Origin of the sequence: Bradyrhizobium sp. SZCCHNRI1009 (assembly GCF_032487575.1) — a bacterium.
Lineage (GTDB): Bacteria > Pseudomonadota > Alphaproteobacteria > Rhizobiales > Xanthobacteraceae > Bradyrhizobium.
Genome location: NZ_JAUEUL010000021.1, coordinates 50,998 through 73,292, shown reverse-complemented (window position 1 = coordinate 73,292; position 22,295 = coordinate 50,998). Strand labels below are relative to the sequence as shown.

Genomic DNA, 22,295 nt, shown 5'->3' with positions numbered 1-22,295 from the left:
GGACGCTTTGGCCCAAGGACATGCCCATGGACATCCCTGCCTACAAGATCGCCCTCATCGTCGGTGCCGGCGAAGGGCTCTCGGCCTCGCTGGCGCGGCTGTTCGCGCGCGAGAAGATCCGCGTGGCGCTGGCCGCCCGCAAGATCGAGAAGCTCGGAGCGCTCTGCAACGAAACCGGCGCCCGCGCCTACCCCTGCGATGCGACCAATCCGGAGGAGGTCGAGCGGCTGTTCGGCATCGTCGAGCGCGAGATCGGCGCGCCCGATCTCGTGGTCTACAACGCCAGCGCGCGGGCGCGCGGAGCGCTCACCGATCTCGTGCCGGGCGACGTGCAGCAGTCGATTGCCATCAGCGCCTTCGGCGGCTTCCTGGTGGCGCAGCAGGCGGCACAGCGCATGCTGCCGAACAAGCACGGCGCGATCCTGTTCACCGGCGCCTCCGCCAGCGTGAAGGGCTACGCCCAGTCGGCGCCGTTCGCGATGGGCAAGTTCGCGCTGCGCGGCCTAGCCCAGAGCATGGCGCGCGAATTGTCGCCGCAGGGCATCCACGTCGCGCATTTCGTCATCGACGGCGCGATCAGGAGCGCGGAACGCCAGGAGCCGGCGGAGCGACCGAATTCGATGCTCGATCCGGATGCCATCGCCGCGAGTTATTGGAGCGTGCTGCAGCAGCCGCGCAGCGCCTGGAGCTGGGAGATGGAGCTGCGGCCATGGGTCGAGACGTTTTGAGAGCTGATGTCGCTCGGAGCTGTAGCTGTTTCGAGCACCGCTCTCTCACCTCGTCATTGCGAGCGAAGCGAAGCAATCCAGGGCCGAGCAAGGACTCTGGATTGCTTCGCTTCGCTCGCAATGACGTGGATAGGTCGGCGCCTCACAACGACTGTCATCGCCCGGCTGGATCGAGCGATTTTGCAATCGCAACTGATAGCCCAAGACACTGTAACGCCGCGGCGTACGGGATGCCCCGCCTTCGCGGGACATGACGACCGCTATTTGTTGTCGAACATCACGGCTTGCAGCCCGCGACCGATAAGTTGAAAATCTGCACTCGGTGAATCCGCCACCACGCCGCTCAGCCCCTTCTCGAACCTCACCAGCGTCCAGTCATCCGCATGCGGCTGGATCGTGAAACCGGCCTTGCGGGCGAGCGCGATCATCACGTCGTTGGTACGCAGCGCGTCGCCTGACAGCGTGGCGCCGCCGAGCGCGCGGGCGCGCCGCTCGAGATTTGCGATCAGGGCCGGACCGATGCCGTGGCCTTGCCAGCGGTCATGGACCGACAGGCCAAACTCGACACGACCGGTGCCGCGATCGAATGCATAGCGCGCCTCGGCCACGATGCCGTCGACACCGTCATGGTCCATCGTCGCGATCAGGCTGTAGCGGTCGTTGCGGCCGAGCGCGACGAAATCCTCGAGCACCGTCTTCGGCAGCTCGTTGAGCGCGCCGAGGAAACGCTTGTGCCGCGAGCGTTGGCTCAAGGACCGAACATAGCTCTGCAGCGCCTCCGCGTCGTCAGGTGTGACGAAACGCAGGCGCACCTCCTCACCGCGCCGCGTGTGAATGGTGTTGGAGCCGGCAGCGAGATCGGCAATGGCGTGCGTCGGCATGCGCGGCTCCAACGGGGAAGCTTGCCGGCGCCCTCCTTTGCGGAGCGGCGCCGGCGCGGCGGGATGAGTGAGGGGGATCAACCCCGCCAGAAAGGCTTATCGATCTCGGCGGCGATATCGCTGCGGGACAGGCCGAGATCGTGCAGGTCGCGCTCCGACCACTGCGCGAGCTCGTGCCGGGTCTGGTAGCGGAAGCGCCAGGCCGCAAGCAGCTCCACGACGCCGGACCAGAACCCCGGGCCATGATGTTTCGTCATTGACGAGGAGACGTAGACGGACATGAAAGCCTCCTGAAAATTCCTTGAGGCTGCAATATCGAGCGCTTGCGCTTCATCCACAAACGACATTTACTACCGTTTCGGATGAAATAACGTCATGAACCGGGAGGCCGCGAATGGCCCGGCTACCGTCGCTGAATGGATTGCGGGCGTTCGAGGCTGCGGCGCGGCATCTGAGCTTCACCCGCGCGGCCTCCGAGCTGAACGTGACGCAGACCGCCATCAGCCATCAGATCAAGCGCTTGGAAGACGAGCTCGGCATCCGCCTGTTCGTCCGCCAGAACCGCAGTCTCGCGCTGACGCCACAGGCCCGCGACTATCTTCCGCTCGTGCGCGCCGCATTCGACGATCTCCGGCTGGCAACGGAACGGCTGGTTCGCAAGGACAACGCCAAGGTGCTGACGGTCTCGACCATCGCCTCGCTGGCGGCGAAATGGCTACTGCCGCGGCTGACGGCCTTTCAGGAGGCTCATCCCGGCATCGACGTGCGCATCACGACCTCGACCGGCCTGGTCGATTTTCGCAAGGACGACGTCGACGCCGCGATCCGCTATGGCCGCGGCCACTGGCCGGGCGTGCGGGCGGAATGGCTGATGGCCGACGAGCTGTTTCCGGTCTGCAGTCCGGCGCTGCTGCAGGGCGACAAGCCGCTGCGCTGTCCGGAGGACCTCGCGCATCACACGCTGCTGCAGGCCAGCGGAGGTTATGACGACGATTGGCGGCTCTGGCTGACCGCGGCGGGTCTGCCGGTCGAGATGTCGAGGCAGGGCCGGCTGAGCTTCGACCTGTCGCTGATGACCGTCCAGGCCGCGATCGACGGGCTCGGCGTTGCGATCGGGCGGACGGCCTACGTCCAGGACGACATCGCCAAGGGCCGGCTGGTGGTGCCGTTCAAGATGACCCTGCCGAGCGATGCCGGCTTCTATCTGGTGACGCCGGAGGGCCGGACCGATCCGCCGAAGCTGAAGGCGTTCCGGCAATGGCTGAAGGGTGCAGTGCAGCAGAAGTCGGCCGCGGCCAATTCTGTTCAGGCCTAGGGCTCCTTAGGCGCAAAACTATTGGCCGCCAGGGCCTGGCGTGGCAGATTGTCGCACCTTTCCCCTCGGCCGGCGTAGAAATCCTCCGCACGAGCCTCTCGACGGTAGGAGTCTCCCCGCGTGTCCTCAACGTCAATCCCGCAGCCGGCCACGATCCATTCGCGCATCGGCGCGATCCTGCGCGCCACCAGCGGCAATTTCCTTGAGCAGTTCGACTTCTTCCTGTTCGGCTTCTACGCGCCGATCATCGCCAAGGCGTTCTTCCCATCGGAGAACGAGACTGCATCGCTGCTCAATGCCTATGGCGTGTTCTGGCTCGGCGCCCTGATGCGACCGGTCGGCGCTATCGTGCTCGGCGCCTATGTCGACAAGATCGGCCGACGCCAGGGCCTGATCGTGACGCTCGGCATCATGGCGATCGGCACGATCGTCATCGCATTCTGCCCGACGTATGCGACGATCGGCATCGCGGCCCCGATCATCGTGCTGCTCGGCCGGCTGTTGCAGGGCTTCTCGGCCGGTGTCGAGCTCGGCGGCGTGTCGGTCTATCTGTCCGAGATCTCCACGCCCGGCAATCGCGGCCTCTACACCTCGTTCCAGTCGTCGAGCCAGCAGGTCGCGATCTTCGTCGCGTCGGTCATCGGCTACGTGCTCAACCAGGCCATGCCGGCGGACATCGTGGCCGCCTGGGGCTGGCGCATTCCCTTCTTCATCGGCTGCCTGATCATTCCGCTGATCTTCTTCCTGCGCCGCACGCTGGAGGAGACGCCGGCCTTCCTCGCGATGAAGAAGCACCCGACCGCGCGCGAAGTGTTCGCCTCGGCGCTGGAGAACTGGCGCATCGTGATCCTCGGCATGATGATCGCCGTGCTGACCACGACGATGTTCTACTTCATCACCGTCTACGGTCCCGGTTTCGGCAAGCAGCTGAAGCTGTCGGCGTCGGATTCACTGCTCGTCACTTTGCTGGTCGCCGTGACCAACTTTCTCTGGAATCCGGTCGGCGGCGCGGTGTCGGATCGGATCGGACGCAAGCCGGTGCTCGTGACCATCGCGGCGCTGGCATTCCTCACCGCCTACCCGGCGTTGCACTGGCTCGCGGCGGCGCCGAGCTTCGGCAAGCTGCTCACTGTCGAAATGCTGTTCTCGTTCTATTTCGGCGTCTATAGCGGCACCATGCTGGGCTGCCTGGTCGAGATCGTGCCTGCGCATGTCCGCACCACCTGCTTCTCGATCGCCTTTGCGCTGGCCGCTGGGCTGTTCGGCACCGCGACGCCGGCGGTCTCGACCTGGCTCATCAACAAGACCGGCGACAAGGCCTCGCCCGGCTACTGGCTGATGTGCGCCGCCGTGCTCGGCATCATCGCGGCAATGACGGTCTATCGCGGCGGCCGCCAGGCGGTCGCGGCGCGCGAACCCGTGGCCGCCTGATCGGGTTGTCTGTTCACGTCGCGGGCGGCATCATCGGATGCCGCCCATTTTTTTGACGGTGCGGCGGGAGCCGGAGCGAGGTTTGCCATGGATGAACTGATTGCCATCGCCGGTCAGGTCGGCGCGCGGCTGGTCGCACGCAAGCAGACGATCGCGGTGGCGGAATCCTCCGCCGGCGGCCTGATCGCGGCGTCGCTGCTCGCGGTGCCCGGCGCCTCGGCCTATTTCCTCGGCGGCGCCGTGGTCTATACCCGCGACGCGCGTCGGGTGCTGATGGACATTCCGGACGACGCGATGAAAGGGATCCGCTCGGCGTCCGAGCCGTATGCGGAGCTGTTGGCGCGGCAGATCAGGACGCGCTTTGCCACTGATTGGGGAGTGTCGGAGACCGGCGCCGCGGGTCCTGCCGGCAATCGCTACGGTGATGCGGCGGGCCATGCGTGTTTTGCCGTGGCCGGGCCAGCGTCGGCGGTGGTGACACTGGAAAGCGGCAGCAACGACCGCTTCGCCAATATGCGTCTGTTCGCGAAGAGCGCGCTGGAGTTGTTGCTGGAGAAGCTCGGCGAATAGCCTCCGCTGTCGTCCCGGGCAAGCCCGGCGACGCGAAGCGGCGGCGGGCGCCGACCCGGGACCCATACCGCGTGATCTGTCTTGGGGCAGGCTGCGTGTTGCGCCGGTTGCGCAAACCGACTTCCCCCTGTGGCTATGGATCCACGCATTCGCGGGGATGACACCGAAATTGGGGCGCCGCCAGTGGCCACTCAGCGACCGGCCGACGACCTCACTTCTCCCGGAACGCGCGCATCAGCTGGTCGTGCAGTGGCTTCATCAGGTAGGAGATCACGGTGCGGTCGCCGGTCTGGACGAAGGCTTCCACCGGCATGCCCGGGATCAGCTTGACGTCGCCGAGCCGTGCGATCTCCTCCGGCGGCATCGACACGCGGATGGTGTAGTAGCTCTGGCCGGTGCGCTGGTCGGTGGTGACGTCGGGCGAGACGCGGCTGACGACGCCGTTCAGCTCCGGCGTCGTGCGCTGGTTGAAGGCGGACAGCCGCAGCAAGGTCTTCTGACCGACCTGCAGCTTGTCGATGTCCTGCGGGTTGACCTTGGCCTCGACCTGGAGATCGTCGCTCTGCGGCACGATCAGCATGATGGTATCGCCGGCGGTGATGACGCCGCCCACGGTATGCACGGAGGACTGCAGCACCATGCCGTCCTGCGGCGCGCGGATGTCGACGCGGCGGAGCTGATCCTCGGCGGTCACCTTGCGCTCGACGAACTCGCCGATCTTGTCGGTGGTCTCGCGCAGATCCTTGGACACCTCGCTGACCATGTCCTTATCGACCTGGATGATCTGCAGCTCGGTCTCGCTGATCTTGCCCTTGGCCTGCGCCCGCGCCGCGATGAACTGCGCACGCTCGCCGTTGAGGCGGGCGGCGTCGCGCTCCAAGGTGGTCAGGCGCGACAGCTGCACCAGATGCTGCTCATAGAGCTGGCGCACGCCGTCGAGCTCCTTCTGCACCAGCGCGATCTCCTGGTCCTTGGCACTGACCTGCGCCGAGAGCCCCTCGATCTCCTCGTTCAGCTGGGTGACCCGCTCGCGCAGCTGCGCCTTCTGGCCGATGCGGCCGTTGACGCGGACCTCGAACAGCTTGGTCTCGCTCGCCGTCAGGCTCTTGACCTCGGGATCGCTCATGCGCTGCAGCAGCTGCGGCGGAAACAGGATCTTGGCCCAGCCGCGCTGCTCGGCCTCCAGCCGCGCGGCGCGGGCCTGCAGCGCATCGAGATTCTTGGTGACGATGGCGAGACTTGCCTTGGTCACGGTGTCGTCGAGCCTGACAACGATGTCGCCGGACTTGACGACGTCGCCGTCGCGCGCCCGGAGCTCGCCGACCACGCCGCCGGTCGGATGCTGCACCTTCTTGACGTTGGATTCGACCACGATCTGGCCGGGCGCGATCAGCGCGCCGGAGATCTGCTGCGTTGCCGCCCAGCCGCCGAACCCGCCGGCGACCGCGACGACGACGCCCATGCCGATCAGCAGGTGGCGGCGGATCGACTCGCGCACACTTTCCGTCTTGCGGCCGCCAGGAAGTGGACCGGCAATGACCTGACTGCTCATGGCTTCGCCACTCCGGCTTCCGAGACGATCTTGATCGGCGACGGCGCACGCGGCTGCAGCACCTGCGCCAGCACCGTCTCCTTCGGACCGAACGCCTGGGCCCGGCCGTCCTTCATCACCAGCACCTGATCGACCGCCTCGATGCCGATGGGCCGGTGCGCGACGACGATGACGATGGCGCCGCGCGCCCGCGCCGAGCGCACGGCGCGCGACAGCGCCTCGTCGCCCTCGGTGTCGAGATTGGAGTTGGGCTCGTCGAGCACGATCAGGAACGGGTTGCCATAGAGCGCGCGCGCCAGCGCCACACGCTGCGCCTGCCCTGCGGAGAGCGCCGCGCCCTGCTCGCCGATCTGGGTGTCGTAGCCCTCGCGCATCTTGATGATCATGTCATGCACGCCGGCCTCCTTGGCGGCGGCGATGATGCCGTCGGCCGAGGCATTCGGGTCGAAGCGGCAGATGTTCTGCGCCACGGTGCCGGCGAACAGCTCGACGTCTTGCGGCAAATAGCCGACATGGCGGCCGAGCTCATCCGTCGACCATTGGTCGAGCGCGGCGCCATCCAGCCGGACATGGCCGCGCACCGGACGCCAGACACCGACCAGCGCGCGGACCAGAGAGGATTTGCCCGACGCGCTCGGACCGATGATGCCGAGGCCGTTGCCGGCCGACAGCGCGAAGCTGACGTCCTGCACGATCGCCTTCTGGTCGCCCGGGGCCACGATCGAGATGCCCTCGACCGAGAGCTTGCCGACTGGCGGCTGCAGCAGGGTCGGCGCCGGTCGCTGCGGTATCGTCTGCAACAGATGGCTGAGACGGTGCCAGCTCTGGCGCGCGGCGACGAAGCTCTTCCAATGCGCGATCGCGAGATCGACCGGGGCCAGCGCCCGCGCGCTGAGGATCGAGCCGGCGATGATGATGCCGGCGGTCGCCTCCTGGTGGATCACGAGATAGGCGCCGACCGCGAGCACCGCCGATTGCAGCATCATGCGCAGCACCTTGGCGATGGCGCCAAGGCCGCCGGCGACGTCGCTGGCGCGCTGGTTGCCGGCGAGATATCTCTCGTTGGTCTCGCTCCAGCGCGACAGCATGCGCCCGGTCATGCCCATCGCGACGAGGACCTCGGCGTTGCGGCGGCTTGCGGTGACCAGATCGTTGCGGCGCGCGGCGAGCCCCATCGCCTCCTTGGCCGGCGTGCGGGTGAGGAATTCGGTGATCAGCGTCAACGTCACCAGGATAACGGCGCCGACCAGGGCAGTGACGCCGAGCATGACGTGGAAGGCGAAGCAGATCGCCAGATACAGCGGCAGCCACGGCAGGTCGAAGAACGCACCCGGCCCCTGGCTGCCAAGGAAGCTCCTGATGTTGTCGAGGTCGCGCAGCGGCTGCAGCCCCTCGTTGCGGCCGCCCGCCGACAGCGGCAGCCGCACCACGGTGTCGAACACCCGCGCGTTCAGGCTCTCGTCGAGCGCGGTGCCGATCCGGCCGAGAATGCGGCTGCGGATCATGTCGAGTGCGCCCTGGGCGGCGTACAGCCCGGCGGCGATGATGATGAGGCCGATCAGCGTCGGCACGGACCGACTCGGCAGCACCCGGTCGTAGACCTCGAGCATGAAGATCGAGCCGGTGAGATACAGCAGGTTGATGATGCAGCTCATCACCCCGACGCCGATGAAGGCGCTGCGGCAACCGCGCAAGGCATCGCTGAGCTCGGATTGCCTCACGTGAGGTGCGGCCGCCATCACCACCATCTCTTCAATTGATCAAATGAGCTGCATGACCGCCGATCAAAGGCACAAACTGGCGGTAAACAAGGCGAAATATACTGATTCCCGCGGTGAGCGTCCAACGATGCTCACTTTAGCGTAAATTAGTGATGTGTTCGGGTATGTCGCATAGCCCGGTGCAAACGTTCAGCCGCGCAGGATCGCGAGCCCTAGAGCCGCCCGCCGGTCCGCACCAGCCGCACCACCAGCAGGAGAATGATGGCGCCGAGCGCGGAATAGACGATTTCTGAGACGAGGCCGGTCCCGATCCGGATTCCGAGCCGCGGGAAGATCAGGCTCGCGACCAAGGCGCCGAGCACCCCGATCACGATGTCGCCGACCAGGCCGAAGCCGGTGCCGCGGACGATCTTGCCAGCCAGCCAGCCAGCGATCAGACCGACAAACAGGATGACCAAGATACCTTCGTTCGATACGTGCATGGCATGTCCTCAACCGGCGCGGCCGATCGAGGGCGCGCATTGCCGCACCTTAGCGAGGCGACCGCGACGCTTCGACACGCGATGCACAGTTCCGGCCTGGGAATGGAGCGTTTCGGGCCAACCGTTACGTTGCCGCCACACCTGCCGAAGCTTCCGCGAGGATGCAGCGCGCCAGCCGCTGCGGGCCGAGCGCGACGTTCGGCGGCGGCGCCTCCGCGCAGCGCGGCTGCGCCAGGCCGCAGCGCGGTGCGAACGAGCAGCTCCGCGGCGCCTGGTCGAGCGAGGGCGGCGTGCCCGGGATGGTCTGCAGCCGCTCGCCGCGTTTTGCGCCGTGAATGGTCGAAGCCAGCAGGCCCCGGGCATAGGGGTGCACGGGCTGACGGACGATATCGCGCAAGCTGCCCTGCTCCACGATCTCTCCGGCATACATCACGGCAACGCGGTCGCAGATCTCGATGGCGACGCCGATGTCGTGGGTGACGAAGATGACGGACATGCCGAACTCGCGCTGCAGCTCGCGCAGCAGCAGCAGGATCTGGATCTGAACAGTGGCGTCGAGCGCGGTGGTGGGCTCGTCGGCGAGCAGCACCTTCGGCCGGCACGCCAGCGCCAGCGCGATCATCGCGCGCTGCCGCATGCCGCCGGACATCTCGTGCGGGTAGGACTCCAGCCGCCGCTTGGCCGAGGGAATGCGGACGACGTCGAGCATCTCCAGCGCCCGCGCGGAGGCTTCCGCGTAGCTCTTGCCCTCGTGGCGCATCACGGTCTCGGCGATCTGCCGGCCGATCGTATAGACCGGATCGAGCGCCAGCCCCGGCTCCTGGAAGATCATCGACACCGAGCGGCCGCGAAACTGCGACAGCTCGTCATCGCTCATCGCCAGCACGTCCCGGCCCAGCACCTTGACGTGGCCTGCGATCTGGGTGCGCTTCTTCGGCAACAACCGCATCAGCGCCCGCATCGTTACGCTCTTGCCCGAGCCGGACTCGCCGAGCAGCCCGAGCACCTCGCCATCGCCGAGCGAGAGGCTGACATCGTTCACCGCATGCACCGTGCGCTCGCCGGTGAAGCGGATGGTGAGGTTGTCGATCTCGACGAGGTTGGTCATGGCAATCTGATCCTGACAAACTCGGTGTCGTCCCGGGCAAGCACGGCGGCGCAACGCGCCGTCGCGCGCCGACCCGGGACCCATACTCCCGATCCACAATTGCGGCACCATCGCCACTCCGAGCCATCGCAAAACGACGGCCGGTGGCTATGGATCCCGGCTCTGCGCCTGCCGTCGCTGCGCGACGTCAGGCTTGGCCGGGACGACACCGAATGTGAGGAGCGAGCGCTACGCTTCATGGCAGCGTCGGCACCCTGGCGTGGAAATCCGTCGCGCGCTGGAACGCGGCGCCGATGGTCAGGATGGTGGCTTCATCGAAGGAGCGGCCGATCAATTGCATGCCGACCGGAAGTCCCGTCGACGTGAAGCCGGTCGGGATCGCCAGCGACGGCAGGCCGAGATAGTTCACCGGGCGCGTGAAGCGGGTGATGCGCTGGATCACGGCTTCCGCGCCGGGCGCGCCGCCGACATCGCTGTCGGCGATCGACGGCGTCACCAGCGGCGACACCGGCGCGATCACGGTATCGACGCCGGAGGTTGCCGCGACATGCGCCGCCAGGGCTGCACCGCGCCAGCGCAACGCTTCGAGATAGGCGACGCCGGAGACGGCCAGAGCGTTCTGCAGCCGCATCAGCACCTGCGGGCCATAGTCCTGCGGACGCTCGATCATCCAGCGCTTATGGAAGGCCGCCGCTTCGACCGCGAGCACGAGCTGGCAGGCTGCGGTGAGCTGGCGCTGATCCGGCAGCTCGACCTGAACCACATCGGCACCCTCGGTCTTCAGCACCGCGATGGTCGCATCGAGACAGCGCGCCACCTCAGGATCGAGGTCGTCGACATAGAACGCCTTGGGCACACCGATCCTGAGACCCTTGATCGAGGCCTGGGTGGCGGCGACATAGTCCGACACGGGCGCCGCGCTGGCGGTGGGATCCTCGGGATCGGGACCAGCCATCAGCCCGAGAATCAGCGCACAATCCTCCGCCGTCTGCGCCAGCGGCCCGACCGTGTCGAGCGATTGCGACAACGGCATCGCACCGGCGCGGCTGACGCGGCCCCAGGTCACCTTCAGGCCGGTGACGCCGCAGAAATTCGCGGGCATGCGGATCGAGCCGCCGGTGTCGGAGCCGAGCGCCGCGAAGGTCAGGCGCGCGCCGACCGCCGAGCCGGAGCCGGACGACGAGCCGCCGGTGACGTAGCCGAGCTTCCAGGGATTGTGCACCGGACCGTAATGCGCGTTGTGCCCGGTCGGGCCGTAGGCGAATTCGGCCATCTGCAAGGTGCCGAGCCGGATCGAACCGGCATCCTTCAGCCGCTGCAGCGCGGTCGAGGTCGTCGTTGCGACGAAGTCGCGCCGGATCAGCGAGCCGCAGGTCGAGATGTGGCCGGCCTCGTAATACATGTCCTTGTGCGCGAGCGGAACGCCGTGCAGCGGACCCTTGGGGCCGTCCTTGGCAAGCGCGGCATCGGCCTCGGCGGCGGCCTTCAGCGCCGGCTCGGACTCGATCGCCATGAAGGCGTTCAGCTTCGGCTGCCACTGCGCAATGCGATGCAGACAGGAGCGCGTCACCTCGACCGAAGAGAGCTTCCTGTCCGCGATCGCCTTCGCGACGTCCATCAGGGTCATCAAGGCAGGTTCGGTGCTCATCGGCCCACCTTCAGCGTCTGCGCCACGACGTAGCTCGCCGGCTCCAGGTCGAACGGCAGGGTGCCGGCAACGGCCGCGAAGTTGTCGAAGGCCGGTCCGATCGAGTCGGCGATCCGGGTCGCAACCTCCTTGTCGACGGGCAGGCCGGAGGCCTCCGCGATGGCTTGGACTTGCTGGGGCGTGGGTCTGGTCATTGACGCTTCTCGCTGCTGGTGTCCGCTCGTCAGGCGGCCGGCGCCCGGCTGTGTCCCGAGCCGGGGATCGCCATGTGGCAGGCGGCCTGATGGCCCATTGTATCCAGCTCCGTCAACCTTGGCGCGACATTCGCGCATGGCGCCTCGGCAAATGGACAGCGGGTGTGGAAGCGGCAGCCGGCGGGCGGATCGATCGGATTGGGCGGATCCCCGGACAGCGGCGGCACCTCCGTGCGCCTGTCGGGATCGGAGGACGGCATCGCCGCCAGCAGCGCCCGTGTATAGGGATGCGCCGGCTTGGCCCAGACCTGCTCGACCGGGCCGAGCTCGACGACCTCGCCGAGATACATCACCAGCACGCGGTCGGAGATGTAGTTGATGACGTTGAGGTCGTGGCTGATGAACAGATAGGTCAAGCCGAACTCGCGTTTCAAGTCCATCAGCAGGTTCAGCACCTGCGCCTCGACCGACTTGTCGAGCGCCGACACCGCCTCGTCGAGGATGACGAGCCGTGGCGAGAGAGCCAGCGCGCGCGCGATGTTGACACGCTGGCGCTGGCCGCCGGAGATCTCGTGCGGATAGCGGTTGGCGAAGGTTTCGGGCCGCAGCCCGACCTTGCCGAGCAGATCGCGGGCAAGCGCGCGCGCCGCGCCATCCGCCATGCCGTGCACCTTCGGCCCGAACGCGATCGACTCCTCGATCGTCAGTCGCGGATTGAGCGAAGCATAGGAGTCCTGGAACACCATCTGCATGCCGCGGCGCAGCTCGCGCAGGGACATCTCTTGGCCGACCTGCCGGCCGTCGAAGATGATCTCGCCGGCATCGCGGTCCATCAGATGCATCAGGAGCCGCGCCGTCGTCGACTTGCCACAGCCGGACTCGCCGACGATGCCGACCGTCTCGCCCTTGCCGATCGCGAACGAGACATCATCGACCGCGCGCACCGTCTTGCGCGCGCCGAACAGGCCACCGCGCACCGGGAAGTGCTTCGTGAGCCCATCAACGCGCAGCAATGGCTGCGCCTTGCCGCCGAGATCCTCGATCGGGGCAAGACCCATGACAGCTGTTGCTTCACTCATAGCGATAGACCCAGGTAGGTGCGGCAGATGCCGCTGCGCTCCCTCTCCCCGTTCTTACGGCGAGAGGGTTGGGGTGAGGGGCAGCCGCACGGGAAGTGTATGTGGTGAGACCTGTACCCCCTCACCCGGATCGCATCTTGCGATGCGATCCGACCTCTCCCCGCAGGCGGGGAGAGGTGCACTGCCGATGCCGTTCGACCGTTGTTTAAAATGGCCATGCCTATCAGCTCCGGATATCCATCGCACTGCGCAGGCCGTCGCTCAGCAGATTGAAGCAGATCGAGACCGCGAAGATCATCACGCCGGGCAGCGCCGCCACCCAGGGGTTGACGTAGATCGCGGTACGCAAGGTGTTCAGCATCAGGCCCCATTCCGGCTCCGGCGGCTTGGTACCGAGGCCGAGGAAGGAGAGACCGGCGGCGAGGATCATCGACACCGAGATCAGGCCGGTCGCGTAGACGAAGATCGGCCCGAGCACATTGCCGAGCATATGCGCGCGCATGATCGTGAAGGCATTCGCGCCGGAGGCCCGCGCAGCCTCGACAAAGTCGCGGTTTCGCACGCCCGTGGTGACGCTCTCGGCGACGCGGGTGATCTGCGGCACGAACACGATGGTCAAGGAGACGATGGAGTTGGTGATGCCGGCGCCGAGTGCGCCGGAGATCGCGATCGCCAGCAGCACCGAGGGGAACGCGTAGAACACATCGATGGTGCGCATGATCGCGGTGTTGACCCAGCCGCCGACATAGCCGGCGACGAGGCCCAGCATGGTGCCGATGCCGAACGCGAGAATGACCGGCGAGATGCCGATCAGCAGCGACAGCCGGCCGCCATAGACCAGCCGCGCCAGCATATCGCGTCCCAGCTCGTCGGTGCCGAGCGGATAGTTCGGCGTGCCGATGTGGCGCAGGCGCCGGATCATCGAGCCCTGATAGGGATCAGCGAGATGCAGATAGGGCGCTGATAGCGCCGAGAGAAAGATCAGCAGCAGGATCGCGACGCAGACCATGCTGACCTTGTCGCGGACGATCCGGCGACCGACGGTCGCCCAATAGCCGCGTGCGTTCGCGACCGGCGCGGCCTGCAGCGAGGCGTCGTCGATGGCGCCGGGGGGACTGACGCTCATCGTTAGCCTCGCTTGATGCGCGGATCGATCGCGGCCTGCGCGATGTCGACCACGAGATTGAGGATGACGAAGAACATCGCCAGCACCAGGATCGTGCCCTGCAAGAGCGGAAGGTCACGCTGGAAGATCGCCGAGTTCAACAGCAGGCCCGAGCCGGGCCAAGAGAACACCGTCTCGATCAGGATCGAGCCGCCCAGCATGTAGCCGAGCTGCAGGCCCATGACCGCCAGCGCGGTCGGCGCGGCGTTCTTCAGCACATGGCGGAACACCTGGGTTTCGCGCAGGCCCTTCGCGCGCAACGCCTCGACGAAATCCTGGCTGAGGATGTCGCCGGTCAGCGCGCGCACGGTGCGGGTGATGATGCCCATCGGAATCACCGATGTTGTGATCGCGGGCAGGACCAGGAAGCGGATATGGGCCCAGTCCCACGACCATGCGCCCGAACCGGACGGACCGGCGCCGACCGCGGGCAGCCAGTTCAGCTCGACCGAGAAGATGATGACAAGCACCATGCCGAGCCAGTAATGCGGCACCGACACGCCGGCGATCGCGATCGAGGTCGCGACCTTGTCGATCCAGCTGTCGCGGAAATAGCCGGCGACGAGGCCGAAGAACAGGCCGAGCGAGAAGCCGATGATGGCCGCTGCGATCGCCAGGGTCACGGTGTTGGACACCGCGCGCAGCACCTCGGCGAGCACGGGCCGGCCGGTCGCGATCGAGCTGCCGAGATCGCCATTGACGGCGCGCCACAGCCACAGCCCGAACTGCACCGGCAGCGGCTTGTCGAAGCCGTAGGCGACGCGCAGCTGCTGCGCGAGCTCCTGCGACGCGTCGGCCGGCAGCACCGCGACGAGCGGATCACCGGGCGTGATGTGAACAAGCATGAAGCAGACGAGCGCGACGCCGATGATGATCGGGATCGCATAGACCATCCGCCGGGCAGCATAAGAAAGCACGAGTCACCTTACTGAAAGTCTATCGAGCGTCATGCCCGGGCTTGACCCGCCTGCGCGGCCGAAGCCGCTTCGGCGCGGCGAAGGCCCGGGCATCCACACCGCTCCCTCCGCGGGTCAAGCATGGATGGCCGGGTCAAGCCCGGCCATGATGAAGTGTAGATGGTGGATGCTTACGGCTCCACCGAGATCGGCGAGAAGTCGATGAACCAGCTCTTCGGCTGAACCACGCCTTTCACCTTCGGGCTCATCGCGCGCGGACCGACGTCATGCGCCACGTAGAGGAACGCGGCGTCATCGACCGAAGCCGCATGCAGCTCCGCCAGCGCCTTGTCGCGCTCGGCCGGATCGAAGGTCTGGCGCGCCTTCTTCACCAGCTCATCGAACTTCGGATTGTTGATGAAGCCCCAATTGTTGGAGACGGGAGGCGCCATCGACGACTGCAGGAAGCGCACCAGCGCGAAGAACGGATCCATCGCAGCATAGGTCACGTTGGTGGCGTTGGCGCCGTTGGCGGACGGATCCTTAGCGCCGCGCCGCCAGTTGGTGAACAGCGTATTCCACTCGATGACGTCGAGCTTGACGTCGAAATAGCACTCCGCCAGCGCCTGCTGCAGGTATTCGTTCATCGGCAGCGGCTGCATCTGGCCCGAGCCCGACGCCGAGGTCTGGATCTTGACCTCGAGCTTCTTGTTCGGCCCGAAGCCCGCCTCCTGCATCAGCTTCTGCGCGGCCGCCTTGTCGTATTTGATCTCGAAGGTGACGTTGCCGCGCCAGGGATGGCCCTTCTCGAACGTGCCGGTCGCCGGCACCATCAGGCCGGCAAGCAGCCCGTCGCGCAGACCCTCGCGATCGACGCAGAGATTGGCGGCCTTGCGGACGCGGATGTCGTTCCACGGCGAGCCTTCGATGCGCGAGAACTGCCACGGCCAGACATGCGGCTGCTCATTGGCGTAGAGCTTGAAGCCGCGCTGCTTGATCTCGGGCAGCGCATCAGGCGCCGGCGCCTCGACCCAGTCGACCTGGCCGGACAGCAGCGCCGCGGTGCGCGCGTTCGCCTCCGGCATCGGCAGCAGGATCATCTTGTCGGACTTGGGAATGCGTGCCTTGTCCCAGTAGGCCTCGTTCCTGACGAGCTCCAGCCGCTCGCGTGGCGTGAACTTCGCCATCTTCCACGGACCGGTGCCTGAGGCGTCCTTGGCGAAGGCGGCCCAGGCGGCTTGCGACTTCGCCTTGTCGTCGGCGCCGGTCGCGGACTCATAGAGCTTCTGCCACTTCGTCGGGCTCGCCATGAACAGATTGGTGAGGTTGATCGGCAGGAAGCTGTCCGGCTCCTTGGTCGTCAGCTCGACGGTGAGATCGTCGATCTTGCGCGCCGACGCCAGCGTCGGCATGCGCGAGGCGGTGACGCCGACCTGGCTCGGATCGAACTGCGGCGCGTCCTGCTTCAGCACCTTCTCGACGTTCCACACCACGGCGTCGGCATTGAACGGCGCGCCGTCATGGAAGGTGACGCCGGGACGCAGCTTGAACGTCCACTTGGTCTTGTCGGACTCGTCGACCTTCCACTCGCTGGCGAGGCCGGGAATGACGACGCTCGGCTTCTCCGCCGACGACAGGTCCCACATCGTCAGCGCGTCGTACATCGTGAGGCCGGTGAAGCGGTTGCCCTCGAAGCCCTGATCGGGCTGGCCGAGCGTGCGCGGAATATCTGCGGCAGTCATGCCGATGCGCAGCACCGATTCCGCGCCGGCCGTTGCCGGTAGCGCGAGGACCGCTACGGTCGTCATCATCGCGGCCGCAACGGCTGCATGTTTGTCGATTGAAGTCGCAATACGCGAGAGCACGATCTTATCTCCGATCAGCTGGCTAAATTCTGTGCAGCGTTATGCAACGGCTATGCCAGCGCTGCGCCGGACCGTCGCCCTGCGACGCGAGGTCACAACGTTTGTACTCAAATGATCCGTTTTGAGCTTTGGCACCCGGATTGCAGGATTTTGGCATCGAATTTGATCCGGGTCCCCACGGAGCTTCATCCTGATGCGTACTAGATTGTCCCTGCTCGCCACGGCGCTTGCCCTCGGCCTCTCCATGGTTGCCGCGCGCGCCGAAACCGTCCTGCGTTACGGCATCTCGATGGCGGACATTCCGCTGACGACGGGCCAGCCCGATCGCGGCGCCGGCGCCTATCAGTTTACCGGCTACACGATCTATGATCCGCTAGTGGCCTGGGACATGAGCGTCGCCGACAAACCGGGCAGGCTCGTTCCGGGCCTCGCCAGCGAATGGAAGGTCGACGACGCCGACAAGACGAAGTGGCGCTTCACCCTGCGCAAGGGCGTCAAGTTCCACGACGGCAGCGACTTCAATGCCGACGCGGTGATCTGGAATCTGGACAAGGTGCTCAACGATAAGGCACCTCAGTTCGACAAGCGGCAGAGCGCGCAGGTGAAGACGCGGCTTCCGTCGGTGGCGAGCTACGCCAAGATCGACGACTCCACAGTGGAGATCACGACCAAGACGGTCGACTCGTTCTTCCCCTATCAGATGCTGTGGTTCCTGATTTCGAGCCCGGCGCAATACGAGAAGCTCGGCAAGGACTGGGACAAGTTCGCCAGCCAGCCCTCGGGCACCGGTCCATTCAAGCTGACCAAGCTGGTGCCGCGCGAGTTGGCCGAGCTCACGAAGAATTCCGAATATTGGAACAAGGATCGCATCCCGAAGACGGACAAGCTCGTGCTGGTGCCGATGCCCGAGGCGCTGACGCGCACCAACGCGCTGCTCGCCGGCCAAGTCGATCTGATCGAAACGCCGGCGCCCGACGCCGTGCCGCAGCTCAAGGCCGCCGGCATGAAGCTGGTCGACAACGTCACGCCGCACGTCTGGAACTATCATCTCAGCGTGCTGCCGGGATCGCCCTGGACCGACATCCGGCTGCGCAAGGCGCTCAACCTCGCGATCAATCGCGACGAGGTGGTCGGTCTGATGAACGGCCTGGCGAAGCCCGCCAAGGGCCAGGTCGACCCGTCGAGCCCGTGGTTCGGCAAGCCCACCTTCGACCTGAAATATGATCTCGCCGCAGCAAAGAAGCTGGTCGAGGATGCCGGCTACTCCAAGGACAAACCGCTGAAGACGACCTTCATCATCGCACAGGGCGGCACGGGCCAGATGCTGTCGCTGCCGATGAACGAATATCTGCAGCAGAGCTTCAAGGAGATCGGCATCGACATCGACTTCAAGGTCGTCGAGCTGGAGACGCTGTACACGCATTGGCGCAAGGGCGCCGCCGACGAGATGAACGCCGGCATCACCGCCAACAACATCGCCTATGTGACCTCCGATCCGCTCTACGCGATCGTGCGCTTCTTCGCCTCCGACCAGATCGCGCCCACCGGCGTCAACTGGGGCGGCTACAAGAACCCGAAGGTCGATGCGCTGATCAGCGAGGCGAAGCAGACCTTCGATCCGGCGAAGCAGGACGAGCTGATCGCACAGGCGCATGCGCTGGTCGTCGACGATGCCGCGCTGGTGTGGGTCGTCCATGACACCAACCCGCACGCGCTGTCGCCCAAAGTGAAGAAGTTCGTGCAGGCCCAGCACTGGTTCCAGGACCTGACCACGATCGGCGTGGAGTAGCGGTTCGGCGCCGGTTGCCGTCGCACTCGCAAAGAAGCCCGGCCGTCTGCCGGGCTTCTTCTTCAGCACAACAGCCAATATGTCATTTGCCGACGACGAACGCGCCCGAGTCAAATTTGTATGATGCTTGGAGAAAGCCGCCGTACCGCTCGTAGCTGAATGTCGTGGGCGATCCCGGGACGCCCGGGAATTGCGTGGTCCCGGATGTCGTCCGAGCGTACCAATAGCGCCCCCCGAGACCGACGCTGAAGTTTCTCGTCACGTCGTAAGACACGATACCTTCGAGCTGATAGCCCCAGCCGTTTCCGGACTGCGGAAGCGGATTGATGTCGGGCCGCAGCCAATGATTATCGAATCCGCTCAGCCGGACATAGGGCAGAACGGCGCCATCGAGGGTGACGTTCCAGTTCTGACCCAGATGGAAGACGCCGTTCAACCCCACACGAAGCGAGTCCCAGTTCTCGGTCTTGCTGAGCACCAGCACGCCTCCGGCAACCGGAGCGAGACCACAGATGAACGGGTTGGTCGCGACCTGAGTACATCCGTACGCGTTAACGGTCTCATAGAAATGGTTGTAGCCGATGAAGGCGCCGACCTTGAACGCAGGCCCTCTCCAGAAATTGTAGCCGGCGTCGATCGTGCCGTACCACAGCCTGCCGCTGTTCACGTCGCTGACCGTGTTTGAGTATGGAATGACTGCCGGCGGATAGTCTTCGTCGTTGAGCGTGCCGCTGAAGATGTTTCCGCCGCCAGCAAATCCCTTGGCGAAGAAGCCGACATTGTGATCGACCCTGGCGAAGCCTTCGCCGGCATGGCTGTTGAGATTCTTGTAGGTCAGCTGGGAATTGATCTGGCCTGCGACGAAAGGATCACCCAGCGTGTAACGGGTACGGCCCGAACTGTAGAAATAGCGAGCGCCGACCTCGAACTCCCACAGCGAAACCGGCGCCGGCGGCGCCTTGACCGGAAGATCCGCAGCGGACACCCCGCTGGCCCCAAGCACACACGCTGCCGCCGCGATGAGGCTGCCCCAGTGTGGCCGAGTGAAACGATATGGCGGAGCGAAACGCTTGACTGGCCCCCATGCCGGCTTCTCCTTCATTGGAGCAGCCGCACTTGTATCCTCGAAAGACTGCATCAATGCCCCCCATTTGCAGCATTTTGCCACCTTAAGTGGTTCATTATGGTATTGCACGTCTATAACGAGTACAATCCGACGCACATGCTCCCGAATCTTTCCTATCCCGCTGTTGCAGCCGCGCAACAAACGCCAAGCGCTCGACATCTGCTGGATCGCGCCGACGCCGTGCCGATCCTGCAGCGCCGGAGGCGCTTTCGTTCAGTCAAACTCGTTGTCGTCACGCTCGCGCTTGCCGGCAACATCGCGGTGGTGGACGCGCAGACATCCTCCACGAAGCCTGGCAACGTCGTCGCGCCATCGCCGCTGGCGCACGAGGGAGGCAAGCCACCGCGTATCAAACGGAGCCTTCCGCCGTCGCGTCCCGCCCGCCACGCTCCCGGCACGGAGAAACGCAGCACGCGTTGCCCGCCCTATTCGGCCTATGTGATCTGCAATTGATTACCATCGTCGCCGCGCCATGCCCGTCAGCGCGGCCGGGTCCATCCTTCGACGGATTGCTACTTCGTCAACAGCGCGTAGGCGCCGTTCCAATCCTCGGGCGGCGGATCGACCCGATAGTGGCGGATGCGCGCCTCGTAGAGATCGTAGAGCTTAGCCAGCTCCTTCGCCTCGTCCTTCCTCCGCCCTCGTTCGATTGCAGCCAGCGCCTCGTCCCAGTCGCAGTTGCGATAGGCGGCCAGCATCTCGATGGTGAGGTTGCGCAGCAGCTGGAAGCGCTCGGAATGCATCACGTCCTCGCGGCCGGTGATGGCATAGATCACCTCCGGCTCGGTCTTGCCCTTCACCATGATGAAGTCGAGCTCGAGGATGGCGAGCCTGTCCTTGACTGCCATGGCCGTCGCCGAGCCGACGATGATCGGGAAGCCGTATTCCTTGGATTGTCCTTCGAGGCGGGAGGCGAGGTTGACGCTGTCGCCGAGCGCCGAATAGTTGAACTTCAGATCGGAGCCCATGTTGCCGACCACGCCGATGCCGGTGTTGAGGCCGATGCCGACCTTGAGCGGAATGTAGACGTGGCCGCCATGCCCGGCCTCCTGCTCGCGCTCGCCGTTCACCCGGTCGATCCGGTCGAGCATGTCGAGCGCGGCTTCGCAGGCGTTGATCTGATGGTCCTTGTCGGCGAGCGGCGCGTTCCAGAACGCCATGATGGCGTCACCCATATATTTGTCGACATAGCCCTTGCGGGCGATGATGGCGTCGGTGAGCGGCGTCAGGAACCGGTTCATGAGCTGGGTCAAGCCTTGCGGATCGTGCTTGTAGCTCTCCGAGATCGTGGTGAAACCGCGCACGTCCGAGAACATGACCGTGATCTCGCGCTCCTCGCCGCCGAGCTTGGGCGGCGAGTCCGCCAACTGCTCGACCAGAACGGGCGACAGATATTGCCCGAACACGGAGCGCATCTGCCGGCGCTGCTCCTGCTCGCGGACGAAATTGGCGAAGATCAGCGTCAGGTAGACCGCGGTTGTCGACAGCATCGGATAGGTGAAGTCGATCATCAGCCGGTGCTGGGTGTAGAAGTACCAGGAGAGGCCGAGCAGCGCGCTCGCGAACAGTCCCCCAACCATCACCAGGGTGATGGCGCCGAGCTGCGGCGCGAACACAATGACGAGAAAACCGAGCAGGACGGCCCCAAGGAACTCGACCACAACGCCCCAATAAGGCCGTGTCAGAATTGAGCCTGTCAGCACCGACTCCAGCACCTGGGCGTGTACCTCGACGCCCGGCATGGCCGAGTACACCGGAGTGGTCTTGATGTCGTTCAACCCGATGGCGGACGGGCCGATCAGGATCAGCTTCCGCGCAATCTTCTCCGGTGACACGCGGCCTTCGAGCACGTCGATGGCAGAGACATAGATGGATGGATCATGATTGGCGTAGTGCACCCAGATCTTGCCGTTGCCGTCGGTCGGAATCTGAAACCCACGCAGGCCAAGGCTGGTGATGCCGCCCTCCTCAGCCTTGACGAACACCGTGTCCGTGGCGGTCAGAACCCGCAGCATCTCGAAGCTCAGCGCCAGCATCGTGACGTCCTGTGCCCGCATGATCATCGGCACCCGGCGGATGATGCCGTCGCGCTCGGGCGGGATCGTGAACAGGCCACGCCCCGCCGCCGCATGCTCGATCACCGGCACGTTGCGCAGCAGCCCAGGAAACGGCTCCATGAACGGGATCGGGTCACCCAGCATCGCAAAGCCGGTCACGGGCAGTGTCTTGTCCAGATCGGTGCGCTTCTCGAGGCTGGCCGTCTCACCGAGCACGATGCGCGATCTTCGCAAGGCCTCGGCGAACACCTGATCGTTTGACGGCAACGCCTTCAGCTTCTCGCGTGTCACCTCATCCAGACCGGGGAAGGTATCCGCCGCGATAGCCGGATTGAGCCGGTCCGGCTCGGCAAACACGACGTCGAAGGCGATGACAAGGGCGCCGAGCTGGGTCAGTTTCTCGATGATCTCGGCGATGCGCGTCCGCGGCCATGGCCACTGGCCGAGCTTGGGATCAGCGAGGCTCTTCTCGTCGATGTCGACAATGGTGACCGGGCGAACCGTCTTGGGCCGCGGACTGAGCGCCTGGAAATTATCGAAGGTACGAAGACGCAACTCCTGCACCAGGGCCGGATCAGCGACGCGCAGCGCCGCGAACGCGACCAGCAGCAGCAGGCAGATCAGGCGCGCATAGCCAAACCTGCGTGCAAACCACCGGGGAACTGCTCTCAATCGCTTCATGCAGCAA

Annotated in this window: 20 protein-coding genes; 6 read left to right on the top strand and 14 right to left on the bottom strand. The window is 65.5% G+C overall.

Annotated features, from left to right (window positions below; all coding sequences use genetic code 11):
- The first annotated feature begins 26 nt into the window (after window positions 1-26).
- Window positions 27-728 (top strand): SDR family NAD(P)-dependent oxidoreductase, encoded by a 702-nt coding sequence (locus QX010_RS26705; RefSeq protein WP_316182850.1) that lies wholly within the window; start codon window positions 27-29, stop codon window positions 726-728.
- A gap of 260 nt (window positions 729-988) precedes the next feature.
- Here QX010_RS26705 and QX010_RS26700 read toward each other — a convergent pair whose 3' ends face one another.
- Together QX010_RS26700 and QX010_RS26695 are read right to left on the bottom strand one after the other, a co-directional pair.
- On the bottom strand, window positions 989-1,609 hold the full coding sequence (locus tag QX010_RS26700; RefSeq protein WP_316182849.1) for a GNAT family N-acetyltransferase: 621 nt from the start codon (window positions 1,607-1,609) through the stop codon (window positions 989-991).
- A gap of 77 nt (window positions 1,610-1,686) precedes the next feature.
- On the bottom strand, window positions 1,687-1,890 hold the full coding sequence (locus QX010_RS26695; RefSeq protein WP_316182848.1) for a DUF1127 domain-containing protein: 204 nt from the start codon (window positions 1,888-1,890) through the stop codon (window positions 1,687-1,689).
- Window positions 1,891-2,003: 113 nt separating this feature from the next.
- Here QX010_RS26695 and QX010_RS26690 point away from each other — a divergent pair, with 113 nt between their 5' ends.
- From QX010_RS26690 to QX010_RS26680, 3 genes are all read left to right on the top strand, one after another.
- The gene (locus QX010_RS26690) at window positions 2,004-2,924 is read left to right on the top strand and encodes a transcriptional regulator GcvA (RefSeq protein WP_315805209.1); all 921 of its coding nucleotides are present in this window, start codon (window positions 2,004-2,006) and stop codon (window positions 2,922-2,924) included.
- 120 nt (window positions 2,925-3,044) lie between these two features.
- A complete protein-coding gene (locus QX010_RS26685) occupies window positions 3,045-4,355 on the top strand; it encodes an MFS transporter (RefSeq protein WP_316182847.1) in 1,311 nt (436 codons plus the stop codon).
- Between the two features lie 87 nt (window positions 4,356-4,442).
- A complete protein-coding gene (locus QX010_RS26680) occupies window positions 4,443-4,925 on the top strand; it encodes a CinA family protein (RefSeq protein ID WP_315805211.1) in 483 nt (160 codons plus the stop codon).
- Window positions 4,926-5,136: 211 nt separating this feature from the next.
- Here the strand turns inward: QX010_RS26680 and QX010_RS26675 are convergent, their stop codons facing one another.
- From QX010_RS26675 to QX010_RS26630, 10 genes are all read right to left on the bottom strand, one after another.
- Window positions 5,137-6,477: an HlyD family type I secretion periplasmic adaptor subunit gene (locus QX010_RS26675; protein ID WP_315805212.1), complete on the bottom strand. Its 1,341-nt coding sequence runs from the start codon at window positions 6,475-6,477 to the stop codon at window positions 5,137-5,139.
- The gene (locus QX010_RS26670; RefSeq protein WP_316182846.1) at window positions 6,474-8,216 is read right to left on the bottom strand and encodes a type I secretion system permease/ATPase; all 1,743 of its coding nucleotides are present in this window, start codon (window positions 8,214-8,216) and stop codon (window positions 6,474-6,476) included. The genes QX010_RS26675 and QX010_RS26670 overlap by 4 nt, the downstream gene beginning before the upstream one ends.
- 194 nt (window positions 8,217-8,410) lie before the next feature.
- Window positions 8,411-8,680: a GlsB/YeaQ/YmgE family stress response membrane protein gene (locus tag QX010_RS26665; protein WP_316182845.1), complete on the bottom strand. Its 270-nt coding sequence runs from the start codon at window positions 8,678-8,680 to the stop codon at window positions 8,411-8,413.
- A 124-nt stretch (window positions 8,681-8,804) separates the two neighbouring features.
- Window positions 8,805-9,788, bottom strand: a complete 984-nt coding sequence (locus tag QX010_RS26660) for an ABC transporter ATP-binding protein (RefSeq protein ID WP_316182844.1) — start codon at window positions 9,786-9,788, stop codon at window positions 8,805-8,807.
- 235 nt (window positions 9,789-10,023) lie between these two features.
- Window positions 10,024-11,436: an amidase gene (locus QX010_RS26655; protein WP_316182843.1), complete on the bottom strand. Its 1,413-nt coding sequence runs from the start codon at window positions 11,434-11,436 to the stop codon at window positions 10,024-10,026.
- Complete coding sequence (locus tag QX010_RS26650; protein WP_315805217.1) at window positions 11,433-11,630, bottom strand: hypothetical protein; 198 nt, start codon at window positions 11,628-11,630, stop codon at window positions 11,433-11,435. Before QX010_RS26650 ends, QX010_RS26655 begins: the two co-directional genes overlap by 4 nt.
- A gap of 29 nt (window positions 11,631-11,659) precedes the next feature.
- Complete coding sequence (locus QX010_RS26645; RefSeq protein WP_315805218.1) at window positions 11,660-12,709, bottom strand: oligopeptide/dipeptide ABC transporter ATP-binding protein; 1,050 nt, start codon at window positions 12,707-12,709, stop codon at window positions 11,660-11,662.
- Window positions 12,710-12,932: 223 nt separating this feature from the next.
- Complete coding sequence (locus QX010_RS26640; protein WP_316182842.1) at window positions 12,933-13,835, bottom strand: ABC transporter permease; 903 nt, start codon at window positions 13,833-13,835, stop codon at window positions 12,933-12,935.
- Between the two features lie 2 nt (window positions 13,836-13,837).
- A complete protein-coding gene (locus tag QX010_RS26635) occupies window positions 13,838-14,791 on the bottom strand; it encodes an ABC transporter permease (protein ID WP_315805220.1) in 954 nt (317 codons plus the stop codon).
- Between the two features lie 170 nt (window positions 14,792-14,961).
- The gene (locus QX010_RS26630; RefSeq protein ID WP_316182841.1) at window positions 14,962-16,581 is read right to left on the bottom strand and encodes an ABC transporter substrate-binding protein; all 1,620 of its coding nucleotides are present in this window, start codon (window positions 16,579-16,581) and stop codon (window positions 14,962-14,964) included.
- Between the two features lie 247 nt (window positions 16,582-16,828).
- On the opposite strand from QX010_RS26630, the gene QX010_RS26625 reads away from it, so the two are divergent.
- Window positions 16,829-18,424: an ABC transporter substrate-binding protein gene (locus QX010_RS26625; protein WP_316182840.1), complete on the top strand. Its 1,596-nt coding sequence runs from the start codon at window positions 16,829-16,831 to the stop codon at window positions 18,422-18,424.
- A gap of 82 nt (window positions 18,425-18,506) precedes the next feature.
- Here QX010_RS26625 and QX010_RS26620 read toward each other — a convergent pair whose 3' ends face one another.
- Window positions 18,507-19,526 (bottom strand): hypothetical protein, encoded by a 1,020-nt coding sequence (locus QX010_RS26620; RefSeq protein ID WP_315805223.1) that lies wholly within the window; start codon window positions 19,524-19,526, stop codon window positions 18,507-18,509.
- An 81-nt stretch (window positions 19,527-19,607) separates the two neighbouring features.
- Here QX010_RS26620 and QX010_RS26615 point away from each other — a divergent pair, with 81 nt between their 5' ends.
- Complete coding sequence (locus tag QX010_RS26615) at window positions 19,608-20,003, top strand: hypothetical protein (RefSeq protein WP_315805224.1); 396 nt, start codon at window positions 19,608-19,610, stop codon at window positions 20,001-20,003.
- A gap of 59 nt (window positions 20,004-20,062) precedes the next feature.
- On the opposite strand, the gene QX010_RS26610 is transcribed toward QX010_RS26615, so the two are convergent.
- Window positions 20,063-22,288 (bottom strand): adenylate/guanylate cyclase domain-containing protein, encoded by a 2,226-nt coding sequence (locus QX010_RS26610; protein WP_316182839.1) that lies wholly within the window; start codon window positions 22,286-22,288, stop codon window positions 20,063-20,065.
- Window positions 22,289-22,295 lie beyond the last annotated feature (7 nt).

Excerpts from the sequence above, each read along its gene's own strand:
- QX010_RS26615 (WP_315805224.1), top strand. The coding sequence starts at position 19,608 with ATGGTATTGCACGTCTATAACGAGTACAATCCGACGCACATGCTCCCG.
- QX010_RS26705 (WP_316182850.1), top strand. The coding sequence starts at position 27 with ATGGACATCCCTGCCTACAAGATCGCCCTCATCGTCGGTGCCGGCGAA.
- QX010_RS26630 (WP_316182841.1), bottom strand. The coding sequence starts at position 16,581 with ATGATGACGACCGTAGCGGTCCTCGCGCTACCGGCAACGGCCGGCGCG.
- QX010_RS26625 (WP_316182840.1), top strand. The coding sequence starts at position 16,829 with ATGCGTACTAGATTGTCCCTGCTCGCCACGGCGCTTGCCCTCGGCCTC.
- QX010_RS26700 (WP_316182849.1), bottom strand. The coding sequence starts at position 1,609 with ATGCCGACGCACGCCATTGCCGATCTCGCTGCCGGCTCCAACACCATT.
- QX010_RS26645 (WP_315805218.1), bottom strand. The coding sequence starts at position 12,709 with ATGAGTGAAGCAACAGCTGTCATGGGTCTTGCCCCGATCGAGGATCTC.
- QX010_RS26660 (WP_316182844.1), bottom strand. The coding sequence starts at position 9,788 with ATGACCAACCTCGTCGAGATCGACAACCTCACCATCCGCTTCACCGGC.
- QX010_RS26675 (WP_315805212.1), bottom strand. The coding sequence starts at position 6,477 with ATGAGCAGTCAGGTCATTGCCGGTCCACTTCCTGGCGGCCGCAAGACG.
- QX010_RS26680 (WP_315805211.1), top strand. The coding sequence starts at position 4,443 with ATGGATGAACTGATTGCCATCGCCGGTCAGGTCGGCGCGCGGCTGGTC.
- QX010_RS26655 (WP_316182843.1), bottom strand. The coding sequence starts at position 11,436 with ATGAGCACCGAACCTGCCTTGATGACCCTGATGGACGTCGCGAAGGCG.
- QX010_RS26620 (WP_315805223.1), bottom strand. The coding sequence starts at position 19,526 with ATGAAGGAGAAGCCGGCATGGGGGCCAGTCAAGCGTTTCGCTCCGCCA.
- QX010_RS26695 (WP_316182848.1), bottom strand. The coding sequence starts at position 1,890 with ATGTCCGTCTACGTCTCCTCGTCAATGACGAAACATCATGGCCCGGGG.
- QX010_RS26640 (WP_316182842.1), bottom strand. The coding sequence starts at position 13,835 with ATGAGCGTCAGTCCCCCCGGCGCCATCGACGACGCCTCGCTGCAGGCC.
- QX010_RS26610 (WP_316182839.1), bottom strand. The coding sequence starts at position 22,288 with ATGAAGCGATTGAGAGCAGTTCCCCGGTGGTTTGCACGCAGGTTTGGC.
- QX010_RS26650 (WP_315805217.1), bottom strand. The coding sequence starts at position 11,630 with ATGACCAGACCCACGCCCCAGCAAGTCCAAGCCATCGCGGAGGCCTCC.
- QX010_RS26670 (WP_316182846.1), bottom strand. The coding sequence starts at position 8,216 with ATGGCGGCCGCACCTCACGTGAGGCAATCCGAGCTCAGCGATGCCTTG.
- QX010_RS26665 (WP_316182845.1), bottom strand. The coding sequence starts at position 8,680 with ATGCACGTATCGAACGAAGGTATCTTGGTCATCCTGTTTGTCGGTCTG.
- QX010_RS26690 (WP_315805209.1), top strand. The coding sequence starts at position 2,004 with ATGGCCCGGCTACCGTCGCTGAATGGATTGCGGGCGTTCGAGGCTGCG.